Source organism: Bacillus sp. LJBV19 (assembly GCF_017797845.1).
In the GTDB taxonomy this organism is placed as follows: Bacteria; Bacillota; Bacilli; order Bacillales; family Bacillaceae; genus Bacillus; species Bacillus velezensis.
The window spans coordinates 3,470,078-3,488,126 of the sequence record NZ_CP072563.1 but is presented as its reverse complement, the minus strand read 5'-3'; the positions used below and the strand labels follow the sequence as shown (position 1 = coordinate 3,488,126).

General features: G+C 47.8%; 17 protein-coding genes. 6 read left to right on the top strand and 11 right to left on the bottom strand.

What is annotated here, in order from left to right:
- Window positions 1–123: 123 nt before the first annotated feature.
- Window positions 124–1,032 (bottom strand): acetoin biosynthesis transcriptional regulator AlsR, encoded by a 909-nt coding sequence (alsR, locus tag J6600_RS16960; protein WP_007407528.1) that lies wholly within the window; start codon window positions 1,030–1,032, stop codon window positions 124–126.
- A 156-nt stretch (window positions 1,033–1,188) separates the two neighbouring features.
- On the opposite strand from alsR, the gene alsS reads away from it, so the two are divergent.
- The 3 genes from alsS (at window position 1,189) to J6600_RS16945 (ending at window position 4,356) form a co-directional block, all read left to right on the top strand.
- The gene (gene alsS, locus J6600_RS16955; protein ID WP_209387663.1) at window positions 1,189–2,901 is read left to right on the top strand and encodes an acetolactate synthase AlsS; all 1,713 of its coding nucleotides are present in this window, start codon (window positions 1,189–1,191) and stop codon (window positions 2,899–2,901) included.
- Between the two features lie 60 nt (window positions 2,902–2,961).
- Complete coding sequence (budA, locus tag J6600_RS16950) at window positions 2,962–3,729, top strand: acetolactate decarboxylase (RefSeq protein WP_003151318.1); 768 nt, start codon at window positions 2,962–2,964, stop codon at window positions 3,727–3,729.
- 102 nt (window positions 3,730–3,831) lie between these two features.
- Entirely contained in the window at window positions 3,832–4,356 is a 525-nt protein-coding gene (locus J6600_RS16945) for an NAD(P)H-dependent oxidoreductase (protein WP_020956445.1), read from the top strand.
- A 124-nt stretch (window positions 4,357–4,480) separates the two neighbouring features.
- Here the strand turns inward: J6600_RS16945 and J6600_RS16940 are convergent, their stop codons facing one another.
- The 10 genes from J6600_RS16940 to J6600_RS16895 form a co-directional block, all read right to left on the bottom strand.
- Window positions 4,481–5,014 (bottom strand): SH3 domain-containing protein, encoded by a 534-nt coding sequence (locus J6600_RS16940; protein WP_021494846.1) that lies wholly within the window; start codon window positions 5,012–5,014, stop codon window positions 4,481–4,483.
- A 60-nt stretch (window positions 5,015–5,074) separates the two neighbouring features.
- Entirely contained in the window at window positions 5,075–5,992 is a 918-nt protein-coding gene (rbsB, locus tag J6600_RS16935; RefSeq protein WP_007407524.1) for a ribose ABC transporter substrate-binding protein RbsB, read from the bottom strand.
- Between the two features lie 13 nt (window positions 5,993–6,005).
- Window positions 6,006–6,977 (bottom strand): ribose ABC transporter permease RbsC, encoded by a 972-nt coding sequence (gene rbsC, locus J6600_RS16930; RefSeq protein WP_053285355.1) that lies wholly within the window; start codon window positions 6,975–6,977, stop codon window positions 6,006–6,008.
- Complete coding sequence (locus J6600_RS16925) at window positions 6,967–8,460, bottom strand: sugar ABC transporter ATP-binding protein (protein ID WP_014419046.1); 1,494 nt, start codon at window positions 8,458–8,460, stop codon at window positions 6,967–6,969. The genes rbsC and J6600_RS16925 overlap by 11 nt, the downstream gene beginning before the upstream one ends.
- A gap of 16 nt (window positions 8,461–8,476) precedes the next feature.
- On the bottom strand, window positions 8,477–8,872 hold the full coding sequence (gene rbsD, locus J6600_RS16920) for a D-ribose pyranase (RefSeq protein WP_095060222.1): 396 nt from the start codon (window positions 8,870–8,872) through the stop codon (window positions 8,477–8,479).
- Entirely contained in the window at window positions 8,869–9,750 is an 882-nt protein-coding gene (gene rbsK, locus J6600_RS16915) for a ribokinase (protein ID WP_022553886.1), read from the bottom strand. The genes rbsD and rbsK overlap by 4 nt, the downstream gene beginning before the upstream one ends.
- Entirely contained in the window at window positions 9,743–10,732 is a 990-nt protein-coding gene (locus tag J6600_RS16910) for a LacI family DNA-binding transcriptional regulator (protein WP_209387662.1), read from the bottom strand. Before J6600_RS16910 ends, rbsK begins: the two co-directional genes overlap by 8 nt.
- A gap of 93 nt (window positions 10,733–10,825) precedes the next feature.
- Window positions 10,826–11,959 (bottom strand): Ger(x)C family spore germination protein, encoded by a 1,134-nt coding sequence (locus tag J6600_RS16905; RefSeq protein ID WP_014419042.1) that lies wholly within the window; start codon window positions 11,957–11,959, stop codon window positions 10,826–10,828.
- Window positions 11,949–13,040 (bottom strand): GerAB/ArcD/ProY family transporter, encoded by a 1,092-nt coding sequence (locus J6600_RS16900; protein WP_012118599.1) that lies wholly within the window; start codon window positions 13,038–13,040, stop codon window positions 11,949–11,951. The genes J6600_RS16905 and J6600_RS16900 overlap by 11 nt, the downstream gene beginning before the upstream one ends.
- On the bottom strand, window positions 13,030–14,499 hold the full coding sequence (locus J6600_RS16895) for a spore germination protein (RefSeq protein WP_022553884.1): 1,470 nt from the start codon (window positions 14,497–14,499) through the stop codon (window positions 13,030–13,032). The genes J6600_RS16900 and J6600_RS16895 overlap by 11 nt, the downstream gene beginning before the upstream one ends.
- A 732-nt stretch (window positions 14,500–15,231) precedes the next feature.
- Here J6600_RS16895 and pgsB point away from each other — a divergent pair.
- The 3 genes from pgsB to J6600_RS16880 are packed head-to-tail and all read left to right on the top strand — an operon-like array spanning window position 15,232 to window position 18,044.
- Window positions 15,232–16,413, top strand: a complete 1,182-nt coding sequence (gene pgsB / locus J6600_RS16890; RefSeq protein WP_003151337.1) for a poly-gamma-glutamate synthase PgsB — start codon at window positions 15,232–15,234, stop codon at window positions 16,411–16,413.
- Window positions 16,414–16,427: 14 nt separating this feature from the next.
- A complete protein-coding gene (gene pgsC, locus J6600_RS16885; RefSeq protein ID WP_003151340.1) occupies window positions 16,428–16,877 on the top strand; it encodes a poly-gamma-glutamate biosynthesis protein PgsC in 450 nt (149 codons plus the stop codon).
- An 18-nt stretch (window positions 16,878–16,895) separates the two neighbouring features.
- A complete protein-coding gene (locus J6600_RS16880; protein WP_007614174.1) occupies window positions 16,896–18,044 on the top strand; it encodes a CapA family protein in 1,149 nt (382 codons plus the stop codon).
- Window positions 18,045–18,049 lie beyond the last annotated feature (5 nt).

The following is an 18,049-nucleotide window of genomic DNA, read 5'->3' as shown; positions in this document are numbered from 1 at the left end:
TCCTGATCAGTTGTACTGTATGTATACGGGTACAGGTCGTAAGGTGTACTGAGCGTTTCTACCAATTTAGTAAAATTCCATAAAAGCACAAAAAAAAGAGGCTGCTTTCGGCGGCCCTCTTTTTTATGCATTTTCCTTATCCGCCTGCAATAAAGCCTGGCGCTTATTCATAATATCCAGAAAATGTTTCAGAATCGGGTTTTGATTATCCTTGCGGTAGGCAATGACCCATTCGGCCGTGAGCTGCACCTGATTAATGCCGCGGTAGGCGACTTCGAGATTAAACAGCTTTTTAGCAGAAGAAGGCACGAAGGTTACGCCGATACCGGCACTAACCAATCCGATCACCATTTGATACTCCGTCGCTTCCTGAACGATTTTCGGTTTGAAGCCCGCCTGCTCGCAGTAGTTTACAAACTCTAGGTATAAAGTCGGCCATGTTTCTTTCGACAGTGTGATAATCGGTTCATTTTTTAAATCCTGAATGTCGATTGTCTGTTTAGCGGTAAGCGGGTGCTGCTTCGGCAAAGCCAGAATGCACGGACTGCTCTGCACCTTTTCCATATGTAACGCGGAATGCTGTAAAGGCGGATGAAGGATGCCGATATCAATGTTCCCCTTCAGAAGTTCTTCCTGCTGTCTGAAAGAAGAAATTTCACGCAGATCAAGCTTGACGGAGGGGAATTTTTCGCGGAATTCCCGAATGATCGGCGGCAGAAATTCATATGTGGCCGAGCCGACAAAACCGACGACAAGGCGGCCGAGCTCTCCCCGCGCCGTTCTCTGCGCCATTTCAATCGCTTTGTCTATTTCTTCGATCGCGTTTCTGCTGTGTTTTAAAAAACTTTCTCCGGCAGCTGAAAGCTCTACAACCCGTTTCGTGCGCTTTAATAAGGTCACGCCGACTTCCTTCTCAAGCTGTTTGATCTGCTGGCTGAGAGGCGGCTGTGTCATATTTAACCGAAGCGCAGCTTTGCCGAAATGAAGTTCTTCGGCAACGGCAATAAAGTATTGAAGATGGCGAAGCTCCATCCTTATCCATTCCTTTCTCTTTGTTAATTATTCGTGAAACATATTAATCATACGGCGAATTGATATTGGAGGTCAATTTCCAAAGAGTGTATAGTGAATAATATCACAAATTACTTAAAATTTTATATTTAATATGCATAATAAGGAGTGAGGGTGTTGGCAAAAGCAACAAATGAACTAAAAACCTCTGAAAAAAATCGGGGGGCGGAGCTTGTTGTTGATTGCTTAGTGGAGCAAGGTGTCACACATGTTTTTGGCATTCCGGGTGCAAAAATTGATGCAGTATTTGATGCGTTAAAAGATAAAGGACCTGAACTGGTTTTATGCCGTCACGAACAGAACGCTGCATTTATGGCTGCGGCTGTCGGAAGACTGACTGGAAAACCAGGCGTTTGTCTCGTTACTTCAGGCCCGGGGGCATCCAACTTGGCGACCGGCTTGTTAACGGCTAATACAGAAGGTGATCCGGTAGTGGCGCTGGCGGGTAACGTAATTCGCGCAGACCGGTTAAAACGGACACACCAATCATTGGACAATGCGGCGCTATTTCAGCCGATTACAAAATACAGTGTAGAAGTACAGGAAACAGGGAATATACCAGAAGCGGTAACAAACGCCTTCAGGGCAGCGTCAGCAGGTCAGGCAGGCGCGGCTTTTGTGAGCTTTCCGCAGGATGTTGTGAATGAAATCACAAATGTGAAAAACGTACGCAGCGTGCCGGCGCCCAAACAAGGCCCTGCACCGGAAGAAGCGGTCAGCGCGGCTATTGCGAAAATCCAGACGGCGAAACTTCCCGTTCTGTTAGTCGGCATGAAAGGCGGAAGACCGGAAGCGGTAAAACAAATCCGCAAACTGCTTGCCAAAACAAAACTGCCTTTCGTAGAAACGTACCAAGGGGCCGGCACATTGTCCAGAGAGCTGGAAGACCAATATTTCGGCCGGATCGGACTGTTCCGCAACCAGCCGGGCGATCTTCTGCTTGAACAGGCGGATGTCGTATTAACGATCGGTTATGATCCGATTGAATACGATCCGAAGTTCTGGAACGTAAACGGCGACCGTGCTATTATCCATCTTGACGAAATCCAGGCCGATATCGATCATGCCTATCAGCCGGAATTAGAATTATTAGGCGATATCGCCGCTACGGTTAAACAAATTGAACACGACGCTGTGACATTTGATATGGGCAGCCGTGAACAAGAAGTGCTGAGCGAATTAAAACAGATGCTCACAGACAGCGAGAAGGCGCCAAGCGACCATAAATCCGACAGAGTGCATCCTCTGCAAATCGTCCAAGAACTGCGCAATGCAATTGATGACGACGTAACCGTCACTTGCGATATCGGTTCTCACGCGATCTGGATGTCCCGCTACTTCCGCGCTTATGAGCCGCTGAAACTGTTGATCAGCAACGGCATGCAGACATTGGGCGTAGCGCTTCCTTGGGCGATTGCCGCCACATTGGTGAATCCGGGTGAAAAAGTCGTATCCGTTTCAGGAGACGGAGGATTCCTGTTCTCTGCAATGGAATTGGAAACGGCAGTCCGCTTAAAAGCGCCGATCGTTCACCTTGTATGGAATGACAGCACATATGATATGGTCGCATTCCAGCAAATGAAAAAATATAACCGTACATCATGCGTAGATTTCGGAAACATTGACATCGTAAAATATGCAGAAAGCTTCGGCGCCACCGGCTTGCGCGTTGAGTCACCGGAACAGCTGGCAGACGTGCTGCAAAAAGGCTTGAACACAGACGGCCCTGTCATCATTGACATTCCTGTCGATTACAGTGACAATGTTCATTTATCAAGCGACATGCTTCCGAAGCAATTCAAAGAAAAAATGAAAGCAAAAGCTCTCTAGCACTCTGCGCACCATGACCTGTTTTCTAAAACAGCCCAATTTAAAAGGAGTGAAGGGAATATGAAAAACGCAAGCGACATCCATATGATGAGCCGCGGAGAAAAAGGCTCACCTGAGGATCAGATCTATCAAGTATCCACAATGACATCTCTGCTGGACGGAGTATATGACGGAGATTTTGATATGGCTGACATTCCGAAGTTCGGTGATTTCGGAATCGGGACGTTCAACAAATTGGACGGCGAATTAATCGGATTTGACGGAGAATTTTACCGTCTGCGCGGCGACGGTACGGCTACGCCTGTTAAAGGCGGAGACCTGTCACCATTCTGCTCATTCACATTTTTCACGCCGGATATGACGCATACGATCGACGGCGAAATGACCCGTGAAGAATTCGAGCAGGAAATCGCCAGCCTTCTGCCTAGTAAAAACTTATTTTATGCGATCCGTTTAGACGGCGTATTTAAAAAGGTGCAGACAAGAACGGTAGAACGCCAGGAGAAACCGTACGTTCCGATGATCGAAGCGGTGAAAACACAGCCTGTGTTCAACTTTGACGACATCCAGGGTACAATCGCCGGCTTCTGGACGCCGGGTTACGCAAACGGCATCGCTGTTTCCGGATATCACCTGCACTTCATTGATGAAGGACGCAATTCCGGCGGACACGTGTTTGACTATGTCATTAAAGATTGTAAAGTGACCATTTCTCAAAAAATGAATATGAACCTCAAGCTTCCGAATACGGCGGACTTTTTCAACGCAAATTTAGATAATCCGAATTTTGCGAAGGATATCGAAACAACCGAAGGAAGCCCGGAATAAATTAAAAAAGAAAGCCCCATTTTTCTCGGGGGCTTTCTTTTTATTTGGCTGAACCGGCAAAGATTAGGTAAAATACAGTCAAAAGGGAAAGGTGTGGTAGCTGTGAAAGTATTGGTATTAGCGGTTCATCCTGACATGAACAACTCAGCGGTCAATAAGGCGTGGACAGAAGAATTAAAAAATCATGATGAAATCACGGTCCGTGAGCTTTATAAAGAATATCCGGACGGGAAAATAGATGCGGAAAAGGAACGGCAGCTGTGTGAACAGTATGACCGGATCGTATTTCAATTCCCGCTGTACTGGTACAGTGCGCCTCCGCTTTTAAAAACATGGATGGATCATGTGCTGGCGTATGGATGGGCTTACGGCTCCAAAGGAAAGGCGCTGCACGGCAAAGAATTGCTGCTGGCTGTTTCCGTAGGTGCCGGAGAGGATGCATATCAGGCAGGCGGGTCTAACCATTTTTCACTGAGCGAGCTCTTAAGGCCGTTTCAGGCAATGGCTAATTTTACGGGTATGACCTATTTGCCGGCTTTCGCGATGTACGGGGTAAGCAGCGCCGATGCTGCGGCTATCCGTGACAATGCCAAACGCCTGGCGGATTACATAAAGAAGCCGTTTTAGAGTCGTATGCATTCATCTTCATCCGACAATATTTCCTGAGAAATATTTCGAACCTTAGACGTTTCTGACTGCTCAAGAAAGAAAAAACGGATTTCGCGCTGAATTTGCGAAATCCGTTTTGATATTATGTCAGTTTTTGCAGATCTTTTGTGCTGATATATCCCGTTGCGCCCCCGTAATCGACAAGCGCCCAGCCGAAATCAATGCCGCCGCCGGATGTCTTTTTCCATCCGAGGAAAGAAACGCTCGTGTTTTTTGCAAGGGAAGCTTTGACCGCTTGTTTGTCTGTATATACTTTTGTTTTTGCCGTCGTTTTTACGGTTGTTGCTTCTTTAACAATATAATGAGTAGATACAAATCCTGTTTTTCCGTTTTTATAATGTACTTTTGCCCAGTCAGCGTTCTGGAATGAAACGATCTTTAAGCTGTCGCCTAAATGAAGGGTATCAGCTCTCGGACTGGCTGCTGATGCTTTTGTTCTGACGTTCAATGCTTCCGCGGAAACGAGATAAGAGTCAAGCGGGTAGCTGTACAGATCGTCAATTTTGACCGCTTCTTGCGCGTGTGTCTCCGGAAGAGGCGTTATTCCGGCAGCTGAAGCCGCTGTTATTCCCGCTGCAAGGGTCAGAATGGATGCCGCTTTGGCTGTTTTCTTCATCTGTATCTCTCCTTTTACTTCATCCTTTCACGTTTTACCGGAAGTCTAAACATCGGCCGGTTATTTTTGTGTTTGAAGTTTCAATGGAGCGGAAATGGTTTTTTTGACTTTTTCTCCTTTGAGCACCTGCTCCGCCGCTTCGGCCGCCAGTTTTCCGATCAGCTCCGGCTGCTGGGCGACCGTGGCTGTCAGCTTTCCGTTTTTAATGGAAGAAATCGCATCTTTATTTCCGTCGAAACCGACGACCAGAATGTGTTTGCCCGAGCTGTTAATCGCTTCGAGCGCCCCGAGTGCCATTTCATCATTATGGGCGAACACGGCTTTGATATCCGGATGTCCCTGCAGAAGGTTTTCCATAACGGTCAATCCTTTTGTACGGTCAAAATCCGCCGCTTGCTTTGTTACGACATCCAGCTTTTTGTCGGCAATATGATGAAAGCCCGTTCCGCGTTCCCGTGTCGCGGATGCGCCCGGCACCCCTTGCAATTCAGCCACTTTGGCGCCTTTTCCGAGCTGATCGGCGAGGTAGTCAGCCGCCATTTCTCCTCCTTTGACATTGTCAGAGGCGACAAGCGTTTCGACTTTGCCGTGTTCGGCTGAACGATCAAGCGCAATGACGGGAATGCCGAGGGAATTTGCCGATTCGACGGCTGTTGAAATCGCTGATGAATCGGTCGGATTGATCAGCAGCGCATCGACTCCCTGCTGGATCAAATCTTCTACGTCATTTGACTGTTTAGATGAATCATTTTGGGCATCGACAATAATGACCTTCATGCCCCGTTTTTTGGCTTCCTTTACAACGCCTTCTTTTAATGAAACGAAGAACGGATTGTTCAATGTGGAGACGGAGAGCCCGATAGTGAATTCTTTTTTATGTTTTGTGTTTGACGGTTTTGCCCATTGGGGCGGTTCAAGTGAACAGGCGGACAGCAAAAACAGTGATAATGCCGCGATCGTGATGATGGCTTTCTTCATAATGGTCCTCCTACTATGCCGATTTTTTGCGGTCCAGCAGCACCGCGATTAAAATGACGATTCCTTTGACGACGAGCTGATAAAAAGATGATACGCCGAGAAGGTTCAAGCCGTTGTTCAGCGTTCCGATAATCAAAACCCCGATCAGCGTACCGATGATGCGCCCTCGACCGCCGGATAGGCTCGTTCCGCCGAGAACGACCGCTGCGATGGCGTCCAGCTCGTATGATTCCCCGGCCGTCGGCTGTGCGGAATTTAAGCGTGATGTCAGAATCGCTCCTGCCAGCGCCGATAATAAACCTGTCAGAGAATAGATCATGATCTTGATGCGGGGCACTTTGATTCCCGATATCAGCGCCGCTTTCTCATTGCCGCCGATGGCGTATGTCCGGCGGCCGAACGGTGTTTTGTGCAGAAGAACCCACAGGGCCGCAAATGCAATCAGCATCGTAATGGCAGGTACGGGAATGCCGAGAAAATAACCGCGCCCGAATAATTGAAATGCGTAATTTGAACCGAGCCCCGTAATCGGATTTCCGTCCGTATAGACGAGGGTCAGTCCGCGAAAGACGGTCATTGTCGCCAAAGTAGCGATGAACGGCGCCATTTTTCCTTTTGTGATTAATAATCCGTTTATCATGCCGAGTACGGCGCCGATCGCGCAGCCGATGATGACGGCTAAGATCGGGTCGATGCCTGAGACCATCATACCTGCGACCAATGCGCTCGATAAGGCGAGGATGGCTCCGACAGAGAGATCAATGCCTCCCGTTAAAATGACAAACGTCATTCCGAATGCAATCAGAGCGTTAATCGCAACCTGCCGAAGAAGGTTGAGAATATTGAGGGGTTCAAGAAAACTCGGGTTTAAAACGGAAACGATCAGCACAAGAATCAGTAAGCCGAGAAACGGACCGAGTTTTTGCGTAAAGGTATGAATGGAAAATCGCTTTTGTTCAGTTGATGTCATTGGTTCAGTTTTCATTCTGCTGCCCTCCCGTGGCAAGTGTCATGATGTGTTCTTGTGTTGCGCCGGCCGCATTGATTTCTCCGCTGATGCGCCCTTCGTGGACGACGATGATTCTGTCACTCATGCCGAGAATTTCCGGCAGCTCGGAAGACACCATGATGATGGCGACTCCGCGATCGGTCAGTTCATTCATTAATGAATAGATTTCCCTTTTCGCGCCTACGTCGACGCCTCTTGTCGGTTCATCAAGGATGAGAACTTTCGGGCCGATTCCGATCCATTTGGCGATGACGACTTTTTGCTGATTTCCTCCTGATAAATGCCGGGCGGCGGTTTCCGGAGATGCGGTCTTAATGGTCAGACGCTTGATGAGCAGCTCAACGAACTCCGCCTCGCGTTTTCGGTCAATGATGCCTTTCGGAGAGAAGCTGGTCAGGTTCGGCAATGAGATATTTTCACGAATGGACGTATCCAGCAGCAGCCCTTCATCTTTGCGGTTCTCCGTAATCAGGCCGAGGCCCTTGCGAATGGCATCGTACGGACCCCGAATGCCGGTTTTTCGGCCGGAAATCCAGATCTCTCCGGAATCGAGCCTGTCAATTCCGAACAGCGCCCTCATGATTTCTGTCCGTCCGGCACCCATTAAGCCGGAAACGCCGAGGATTTCTCCGGCGCTCACATGGAAACTGATCTGTGAAAAGCTTCCTTTTTTTGAGGCGTTTTTCACTTCGAGCACCTTATCGCCGAGTGACGGCGTGCGAGTCGGATACCGATCGGTCAGCTCCCGCCCGACCATTTTTTTGACCACTTCATCAAAATTAGTGTCTTTAATATGCGCCGTATCGACAGTGAGGCCGTCCCGCATAATGGTGATCCGGTCGCAAATCGAAAATATCTCTTCCATTCGGTGCGAAATATAGACGATGGATACGCCGTCCCGCTTTAACGCCGTCATCACGTCAAACAGTTTGCTGATTTCCCGTTCGGTCAGCGCCGCGGTCGGTTCGTCCATAATAATGACTTCGGCGTTTGTCATCAGCGCTTTGGCAATCTCAATCATCTGCTGCTGGCCGACGGAACATTGTCCGGCTTCCCGGTCGAGAGGAAGAGAGACTCCCAGTTTTTCAAGCTGTGATTTTGCTAGCGCTTTCATTTTCTTCGTTTCCAAAACGCCGAACGCCGTCGTCAGCTCTTTGCCGATAAAAAGGTTTTCGAGCACCGTCATGTCCGGCCATATATTCAGTTCCTGATGGATAAAGGCGATTCCGTGCTTTTCGGCTTCCTTTGGATTGGAGAAGCTCATATTTGTTCCGTTTATCGTAATGTTTCCCTTGTCGAGCCGGTGGAGCCCGGTGAGCAGATTCATTAACGTCGATTTGCCCGCTCCGTTTTCTCCCATTAAAGCGTGGATTTCTCCCGGCAGAAGCTCAAATGAGACGCCGGATAGCACTTGGTTTTTGCCGAATGCTTTATGAATGTCTGTCATGCCGATGTGCATGCTGGATCCCTTCTTTCTAGAAAATCACACCCGCCTGCAGGATGCAGTTGGCGTATGGTGTCATTTCACCCGTTCGGATGACGGCTTTTGCTTTCTGTGTGAGCCGTTTGAATTCCTCGTGGGACATGTACTCGATCGTCTGCGCTGAGAAATGGCTTTCTATGAAACTTGCATTCTCAGGATTTGCGTCTTTGATCTCGGAAGCGGCTATCACCTTTTCGACTGCCATCTCCCCGGCTACCAGGCCGGTCACGTCCCGAAAGGCGGGAACGCCCGCCGTTAAGGACAAATCAATTTTAGGGACGCCGTCAGGGACGGGGAGACCCGCATCGGCGATCGCGATGAGGTCTGTATGCCCGAGATCGGCTAATACTTTGGCAATGTGGCTGTTTAACATTCCGTGTTTTTTCATGACAGCAGCTCCTCAACTTCTTTTCTGGCCGGCATCCCGCCTTGGGCGCCGAAGTGCTGCACGGACAGGGAGGCGGCGCGGTTGGCAAACAGGAGCGCTTGCTCGATGTCCCGTCCTTCCGCGAGTGCGACGGCAAGTGCCGCATTAAAGGTATCGCCGGCTCCCGTCGTGTCGACCGCTTCTGCAGGGAAAGCGGGAACAAGCCGTTCCTTGGTGCCGTCTGAGTAGCGTACGCCTTGTTTTCCTTCGGTAATGAACAGTTTGCCGGGATAGCCGGCGAGCGCTTCTTCTTTCGTCCGGTCAGGAAATAAAATGGATGCTTCATGTTCGTTCGGCGTAAGATATGCGGCATCCTCAATCGTCGATTGTTTCAGCGGCCGGGCCGGCGCGGGATTCAGGATAACCGGAATCTGCTGCGCGCGGCAGTAGCTGCACACTTCTTCAACGGTTTCTTCAGGAATCTCCTGTTGGATCAGCACGATATCAATGCCGGGAAGTTTTGCTAGCGCACTTTTGGCATAATCGGGGGAGATGTCATCGTTTGCGCCTTTTACGACGACGATGCTGTTGTCTCCTTCTGCGAGCACAATATGAGCCGTTCCGCTTTTTTTATGTGTAACCGTTTCCATGTAGTCCGTATTGACACCGTTTGCCTTCAGGTTTTCAATAATCGCTTTTCCGTAGCCGTCATTGCCTGCTTTTCCTACCATATATACGTTTGCGCCCAGACGGGAAGCGGCTACGGCCTGGTTTGCGCCTTTTCCTCCGGGCACGGTTTGAAAGTCTGTGCCCAGTACGGTTTCTCCGGCTTTCGGGCGCCGATCGGATGTGACGACCAGATCCATAGAACAGCTTCCGATAACACAAATTTCACTCATGGTGATCATCCTTTCTCGTCGTTTGTCTTCTTATGTAAGTCACGGGCAGTTGAATGGCCGTCTCTTTCGGCGGCTCTTTCTTTATCAATTGCAGCAGCAGGTTTGCCGCTTGTTTTCCCATCTCATATGCAGGCTGGCGGATGGTTGAAAGAGGCGGAAACAAAAGCCTGCTCTGCGGAATATCGTCGTATCCGATGATCTGAATCTCCTCCGGAACTTTTTTGCCGAGCCGCAGCGCCTCATGGAGGACGGCAGCCGCCGCAATGTCGTTGCTGGCAATGACTCCGTCGGTTTCAGGGTATGCTGCAAACAATTCTTCTGCTAAAATGGCGGCATCCTTGATGGAAAATGAAGCGGCGGAGATGACATTGAACTGCGCGCCTGTTTTTTGCAGCACATCAAGTGCGCCGTTAAAACGTTCCTGAGCGGTCGGAAGGTGGGCTGGGCCTTTGACAAGCGTGATGCTTGTGCTTTTGCCGCGAAGCATTTCCTCAGCCGCCCGTTTTCCGCCTGCCCGCCCGTCACTGAATACGGATGGGGCGCCTTCTTTTGTCCGGTCCAGAAATACGACCGGGTAAAGGCTGCCGCTGTATTCGGGAAGATCGGGGTAATGGGTGGCCGCCAAAATACCGGCAACTTGATTTTGTTTAAATGTTTGCAGGTAGTCGAGTTCTTTTTCCAATTCTTCATCGCTGTTGCCGATGATCAGCCGGTATCCTTCTCGCTGCAACTCGTCTTCAGCCCCGCGGGCAAGCTGAGGGAAAAAGGGATTCGTAATATCCGGAAGCAAAAGCCCGACCAGTCTGGATTCTCTTTTATAAAGAGAGCGGGCAACTTCATTCGGATAATAATTCAGCTTCTCCATGGCAAGCATGACCTTCGTTCGTGTATCTTCATGCACGTAGCCGTTGTCATTGAGGACACGCGAAACCGTGGCAACAGAGACGCCGGCAGCGCCTGCGACATCTTTAATCGTTGCCAACAAACACTCCTCCTTCATTTATGTAACCGTTTACACAAAAAGAGTAACACGAATAATTTCGGTTGGCAACAAAAAAAGAGGCCGGGGCCTCTACTAATTCACGATACCGATTTGCGAGATATTCACTTTGATATCAGGGACGATCTCGATGGAAGGATAGACCTCACGCCAATTGAGCCGCTTGCCCCGCTCATAATAATGGGTTTGATAGTTCCGGCCGATGCCGAGGATATCCGAGTTGTGCTCCTGAATATGGCTGATCACCGATCTGGCCTGCCCGTTCAGATTTGCTGAGGCTTGTTTGTTCATTTGGTCGATTGCCGTATAAGAATTCAGCTTGTCCTTCGGATATTCCAAGACGCGTGCATTCAGTTTTAAACGGATTTTCACTTTTATATGCTGCGGATCTGTATCTATAAATACAATCTTTCGCGTGGCATCCGTGATGCCGAGAGAAAGATAATTTTCAATATCCATTTTGTATTTGTCCCACAGCTTCAGATTAATATTAGCCGATTTATTAAATTGCCCGCTTAAAAGGGTCAGGAGGGTCGAATCCTGACCGAGCACCTCAGTCACTTTCCGCTGGCCGCTGAACAGGGCAGAACCCTCTACCTTTATCGTCTGTCCGTTAATCGATAAATAAGGAAGGGCGAAATCCTTATCAGCCGTCAGCATGCTTGAACGGATGGATTGCAAATTTTCCATGCTGATATTTGATTCCGCATTAGCGCTTGTTAATAAATTCGTTAAATACTTGCTGACGATCAATTTCTGCCGGACGATCAGCTTCAGCACTTCAATCGCCTCGCCGTCTTTTACAACCGCCGGATGAGCGAGAAGCGGACTTTTCGGATCTCTGTAAAAGACATCGAGATAAGGAAAAAGCGGTTTTTCCGCCATTTTCTCACCGATTAATAAGACTCTTTGCTTGGACGTGTCAATGCGCTGATCGACAAGCTTATCCAATTGAAACCGCGCTTCACGGATGGTGTGCCCGGAAGCGCTGAGCACCGTCGTAATGAATGAGCCGCCCGTTTCCTGTTCCGCCTGGGACGACTGAACCTTCCGATAGGTGATGCCGATTTTATTTTTACCGTCATGATCAACATCAAGGCTTGCGGTCAGCACGAGAGAAATATCTTTCAGCAAATTTTGATCCCAGCAGCCCGCAAGTGTCAGGCTTGCGCACATGAGACTGATAAGAACCGCTTTTTTAATGCGCATGGCGGACACCCTTTTTGCGTACAAGGACAATCAATACCATAAACAACGGAAACAAATACACAAACACAATATCGGAAATGCGGAAAAACTGATCCAGCTGCTGTATCGTTTTATCCGTGCTTGTGGCCCAAATAGACAGAAGGAAGACGAGCAGGGCCAGCGGATAAACAAACCGGCTGTGGTCTTTTTGATTGAACAGCTTGGCGATGCCGGTGCTTGCCAAGTAAAACACGTTGGCCAGCGTTGAAAAGACGGTCACGAACCAAAACGTCAAAAAGAGCAGATCCGTCCGTTCGATAATTCTGAATGAAACGGTTTTTAACAGGTACAGCACAGGCTCCGGGATCATTTTTATTTCTTCGGGGCTGATTGTGACAAAGCAAGTAAGGGTGATATACAGGTAATAAAGGATAATCAAGATGTTTGAAATCGTCAGTATTTTGTAGCGCTGGCTGACGGTGCAGTTGATTAGGGGCCCGATCACGAGCGCCGCCTGAAAGCCGGTAATGCTGACAAGTGTTTGCTGCACCCCGGTAAGCATGTCTTTTGCGGTTCCGTGAAAAATCGGCATAATGTATGTGATATCGGCTTTTCCCAGCGTGTATAAAATCGGCAGAGAGATCAGCAGCAAAAACGGTGTTAAGATAAAGCTGAACCTGGCGATCGCATTCAGCGGGGCCTGGGCGATATAGACAGAACCGAGGATCAGCATTAAGCTGACCACCCAATTCGGAGTCTGCGGGAGCACCCAGATATCCAATATCCGTGTAAATACAGAAAGAATGAGCGTGCAGAGAAACGCGAAATATAAAATATACAGCACCTGCACCCCTTTGCCGGCAAGTGTTCCGAATACCTCCTCCAGCATTTCGTACAGGTTCAGCTTCGGAAACCGGTGAAATAATATCATATACAGGCTGAATGTAAGCTGGACGAGCAATCCGGTAAGCAGAATGGAAATCCATCCGCTGCTTCCCGATTTCATCATCAGTAAATGGGGCAGCGCCAAAATGCCGATGCTGATCTGCGTCTGATTGATGAAAAACACGCCTTGAAGCGGGCTGATTTTTTTAGGCTTCATCTTTTCTCCACCCCCGAACATGTTTTATCTGCTTTGAGTCTTGCGGTCTCAAATAAAAAGGCCTTCTTTTAATAAACCAAGCCGGCAGCCGGATAAATGCATCCTTCAAGTCGCTGAAATGAAACGGCGTCAGAGATGATAAATAAGGGACGCCGAGTGATTCAAGCTTGCACAGGTTCATCAGAATAAGCCCGAAGCCGAGTGCGATGCCGATAAAACCGAACGAAGATGCCAGAAACATAAGCGGAAATCTGAGCGTTCGGATGGAGGTGCTCATTTCATATGAAGGAAGCACAAAAGAAGAAACGGCCGTAACGGCTACGACGATGATCATCATATTAGAAATGAGTCCCGCCTGAACGACTGCGTCACCGATCACGAGACCGCCGACAATGCCGATCGTCTGACTGATCGGTTTCGGCAGCCTGATACCGGCTTCGCGGATCAGTTCAATCGTAATCTCCATAATCATGGCTTCTATCAGCGGAGGGAAGGGAATATCAACAATCGAATTTTTCATGGTGATAATCAGATCGTTGGGAATGACTTCAAAATGAAATGCAATCAGCGCGATATAAAAAGCGGGCAGCGTAATCGCGATCATAAAGGCGAAAAATCTCAGCACTCTTAAAAAACTGGCGGAAATCCATCTCGTGCTGTAGTCATCCGGCGATTGAAAAAAAGAAAAGAATGTGATCGGCGCAATCAAAGCCGACGGGCTCCCATCCATCATGATCAGCACACAGCCTTCCATCACGCATGCTTTTGCTTTATCCGGCCGTTCCGTATGAATGATCTGCGGAAAAATGGAAAACGAATTATCTTCTATTGATTCCTCGATAATCCCGGGCGCAAGCACGCTGTCTATACGCAGGTATGACAGGCGCCGCTTCACTTCCTCGACAATCTCCGGATTGGCGATATTCTCAACAAAGATAACCGCAACCTTTGATTTGGCTCTTTCCCCGATATCCATATAATGAACGGAGAGATGGCGGTCCTGTATGTGAAACCGCAGCTGATGAATGTTCGTTTCCAAACTTTCCACAAACCCGTCATGGGCGCCGCGGACGATACTTTCAGATTCGGGTTCCATAATGGAACGCAGCGGATTCTGCCCGACGGAAAACAGCTTCGCTTTCCTCGATGCATCGCTGAGAAAAACAACCTGTCCGGCCAAAATCCCGTCAATGAGTTTTCTGATTTCATCCGTTTCCGCACTGCTGACGGCATTCATCGTTTCCTCGAGCGGGCCGTTCTGCAGGGTGTCGCTTAACAGAAACTCATTCAGCTTCTGTTCTTCTATCATTTGTTCAATATAAAAGAAAGCGGTATGACGGTCCTGCAGTTTGATCCTTCGTATTTTAAAATCACCGCAAACACACATCAGCTCCTGCATTTCCCGTACAGCCGATTCAAAATCGCCGGGAATCCGTTTGTTTTGTTTATCCGCAGACATCAGACCGCCTCCTTTCCTGGTTATCTGTAGTTTTCAGCGGGTATTCCTTTTTTATGCATTTTATAAAATAGAGGAGTTCCTCGATGGTTTTACCAAGAACTTCACAATTATGGATGAATATTTCTTGAACGAATATAAAGATTTATTAAAATTATTTCAAAAGAGTGATAAACGTCCTGTAAATGGTTTAAAAGGAGAAAGGCTTTCCGCATATAAAATGTGTATTTCTTGTAAACACTCCGGACCCGTCTTTTTCTGTCATGTACCAGTCATTCCGCTAGTTATTTTGGAATGGGACTGAAAGCAGGATACGGGGGAGAAATGAATGACTTTAAGACCTTATCCTTAACAAAACAGGCAGTCTGCACACAGCGGACAGAGAGTCCCGAAACGTATGCGCAGTGCGAAAAACGCTGATACAAACGGGCTGGAAAAGATGGATTATCATTACATCTTTTTCTTCCGGAACGCGAATAGTTCCATTGGTCCAAATGAATTTCTGCGCGAAAATGTAAACGCATTCATTTTTCTTTTGAAAAATTGAAGTAAGGTTGAAGTCCTGCCTATTCCCAAAAAAAGCAATTCGATAATAGGAAGAATAGCGTCACTAATAGAGAAGTTTGGCTCAGTGAAAGCGGGAAGATTATGTTACATAATGCCGATTGAGAATTCATAGTGAAGCTATATACTGATGAATGAATTTATCAATACAGAAGGAGATGTCAAAAATCAATGTGGTTACTCATTATAGCCTGTGCTGCCGTACTAATCATCGGAATCATTGAAAAAAGGCGGCATCAGAAGAATATCGATGCTCTGCCAGTACGCGTCAATATTAATGGTATCCGCGGAAAGTCAACCGTAACGAGGCTGACGACCGGAATACTGATGGAGGCGGGCTACAAAACAGTCGGAAAGACGACGGGAACAGATGCAAGGATGATCTATTGGGATACACCTGAGGAGAAACCGATCAAACGGAAACCGCAGGGCCCGAATATCGGCGAGCAAAAAGAAGTAATGAAGGAAACCGTAGAACGGGGCGCCAATGCCATTGTAAGTGAATGTATGGCGGTAAACCCGGATTATCAGATTATCTTTCAGGAAGAACTCCTTCAAGCCAACATCGGCGTCATCGTGAATGTGCTTGAAGACCATATGGACGTCATGGGGCCGACGCTTGATGAAATCGCTGAAGCTTTTACCGCGACGATACCGTATAACGGTCACCTTGTCATTACAGACAGTGAATACACAGACTTCTTTAAAGAAAAAGCCGCAGAGCGGAATACCGAGGTCATTATTGCGGATAACTCTAAAATTACAGATGAATACCTTCGAAAATTTGAATATATGGTCTTTCCTGATAACGCTTCCCTTGCGCTCGGCGTTGCCCAGGCTCTTGGGATAGATGAAGAAACGGCGTTTAAAGGAATGCTGAATGCGCCGCCTGATCCTGGCGCCATGAGAATCCTGCCGCTGCTCAGCACGAAGGAGCCCGGTCATTTCGTAAACGGCTTTGCCGCAAATGATGCATCTTCTACTTTAAATATATGGAAACGTGTAAAGGAAATCGGCTACCCGACAGATGAACCGATCGTCATCATGAACTGCCGCGCCGACCGTGTGGACAGAACGATTCAGTTCGCAAACGACGTGCTTCCGTACATTAAAACGAAGGAACTCATACTCATCGGCGAGACGACAGAACCGATCGTCAGAGCTTATGAAGAAGGCAAGATTCCTGCCGATACACTGCACGATCTGGAATATAAATCAACAGACGAAATCATGGACGTGCTGAAAACAAGAATGCAAAACCGTGTCATATATGGCGTCGGCAATATCCACGGTTCAGCGGAACCATTAATTGAAAAAATTCAAGAGTATAAGGTGAAACAGCTCGTTAGCTAGGAGGAAAAGGATAAATGTTCGGATCAGATTTATACATCTCACTTATTTTAGGCGTGTTAATCAGTTTAATTTTCGCGGAAAAAACAGGTATCGTACCTGCCGGTTTAGTCGTGCCGGGTTATTTAGGGCTCGTTTTTAACCAGCCGGTCTTTATTTTACTCGTATTGTTAGTGAGTCTTCTTACATACGTGATCGTCAAATACGGTTTATCCAGATTTATGATTTTGTACGGACGCAGAAAGTTCGCAGCTATGCTGATAACGGGAATCTGCTTAAAAATCGCCCTTGATTTCCTTTACCCGATCGTACCGTTTGAGATATCAGAATTCCGCGGAATCGGTATCATCGTACCGGGTCTGATCGCCAATACCATTCAGAAACAGGGATTAACGATTACATTTGCCAGCACGCTGTTCTTAAGCGGCGCAACTTTTGCCATTATGTTTGCTTACTACTTAATCTAATGTAAGGTGTGTCAAACGATGAAAAAACAATTAAGCTTTCAAGAAAAACTGCTGAAGCTGACCAAACAGCAGAAAAAGAAGACCAATCTTCACGTTTTTATCGCGCTGCCGATCGTCTTTTGCCTGATGTTCGTCTGCATCCTGACAGGGAAGGCGGAAACGCCGAGTGTGAAAAGAAATGCCGATGACCTTGTATCAGCCTCATTCGTCGGAGATATTATGATGGGCCGGAATGTCGAGAAAGTGACAAAGCATAAAGGCACGGAGAGTGTCTTCCGTTACGCAAAGCCATTCTTCGAAGCATCCGACTATGTGTCGGGGAACTTTGAAAACCCGGTTACATATAAAAAGAACTACAAAGAAGCAGAAAAAAATATCCACCTTCAGTCAAACAAAGATGCCGTAAAAGTATTGAAGGACATGAATTTCACCGTTCTTACGGCAGCCAACAACCATGCGATGGATTACGGCCCTCAAGGAATGCGGGATACGGTTGAAGAGTTTTCAAAGCAAAATCTTGAACTTGTCGGCGCGGGCCTCACGCTGAAGGAAGCCGAGCAGAACATTTCGTATCAAGATGTAAACGGAATCAAAATCGCAACACTGGGTTTCACTGATGTTTCCGGAAAAGGTTTTGCAGCGAAACGAAATGCGCCGGGTGTGCTTCCGGCCGATCCAGAGCTGTTTATTCCGATGATTTCTAAAGCCAAAAAGAAAGCCGATCTTGTCATTGTTCAAACACACTGGGGACAGGAATACGATAATGATCCGAATGACAGACAGCGCCAATTGGCAAGAGCAATGTCAGATGCCGGAGCGGATATTATCGTCGGACACCATCCGCACGTGCTGGAACCGATCGAAATGTACCACGGCACCGTTATTTTCTACAGCCTGGGCAACTTCGTATTCGACCAGGGGTGGACAAGAACGAGAGACACGGCGCTTGTTCAATATCATCTGCAGAAAAATGGCACGGGACGCTTTGAAGTCACGCCGATGAATATTCATGAAGCAACGCCTGCACCGGTTAAAAAAGGCAGCATCAATCATAAAACGATCGTACGTGAACTGACGAAAGAATCGAATTTCGATTGGAGCGTCAAGGATGGAAAATTAACGTTTGATGTGGATCACAGCGATATCTTAAAAAAGAAAGCGGAGTGAAAAAC

What these genes read in the sequence shown, in the direction of transcription:
- alsR (WP_007407528.1), bottom strand. Translation starts at nt 1,032, where the DNA reads ATGGAGCTTCGCCATCTTCAATACTTTATTGCCGTTGCCGAAGAACTT.
- budA (WP_003151318.1), top strand. Translation starts at nt 2,962, where the DNA reads ATGAAAAACGCAAGCGACATCCATATGATGAGCCGCGGAGAAAAAGGC.
- J6600_RS16940 (WP_021494846.1), bottom strand. Translation starts at nt 5,014, where the DNA reads ATGAAGAAAACAGCCAAAGCGGCATCCATTCTGACCCTTGCAGCGGGA.
- rbsB (WP_007407524.1), bottom strand. Translation starts at nt 5,992, where the DNA reads ATGAAGAAAGCCATCATCACGATCGCGGCATTATCACTGTTTTTGCTG.
- rbsC (WP_053285355.1), bottom strand. Translation starts at nt 6,977, where the DNA reads ATGAAAACTGAACCAATGACATCAACTGAACAAAAGCGATTTTCCATT.
- J6600_RS16925 (WP_014419046.1), bottom strand. Translation starts at nt 8,460, where the DNA reads ATGCACATCGGCATGACAGACATTCATAAAGCATTCGGCAAAAACCAA.
- rbsD (WP_095060222.1), bottom strand. Translation starts at nt 8,872, where the DNA reads ATGAAAAAACACGGAATGTTAAACAGCCACATTGCCAAAGTATTAGCC.
- rbsK (WP_022553886.1), bottom strand. Translation starts at nt 9,750, where the DNA reads ATGAGTGAAATTTGTGTTATCGGAAGCTGTTCTATGGATCTGGTCGTC.
- J6600_RS16905 (WP_014419042.1), bottom strand. Translation starts at nt 11,959, where the DNA reads ATGCGCATTAAAAAAGCGGTTCTTATCAGTCTCATGTGCGCAAGCCTG.
- J6600_RS16900 (WP_012118599.1), bottom strand. Translation starts at nt 13,040, where the DNA reads ATGAAGCCTAAAAAAATCAGCCCGCTTCAAGGCGTGTTTTTCATCAAT.
- J6600_RS16895 (WP_022553884.1), bottom strand. Translation starts at nt 14,499, where the DNA reads ATGTCTGCGGATAAACAAAACAAACGGATTCCCGGCGATTTTGAATCG.
- pgsB (WP_003151337.1), top strand. Translation starts at nt 15,232, where the DNA reads ATGTGGTTACTCATTATAGCCTGTGCTGCCGTACTAATCATCGGAATC.
- pgsC (WP_003151340.1), top strand. Translation starts at nt 16,428, where the DNA reads ATGTTCGGATCAGATTTATACATCTCACTTATTTTAGGCGTGTTAATC.
- J6600_RS16880 (WP_007614174.1), top strand. Translation starts at nt 16,896, where the DNA reads ATGAAAAAACAATTAAGCTTTCAAGAAAAACTGCTGAAGCTGACCAAA.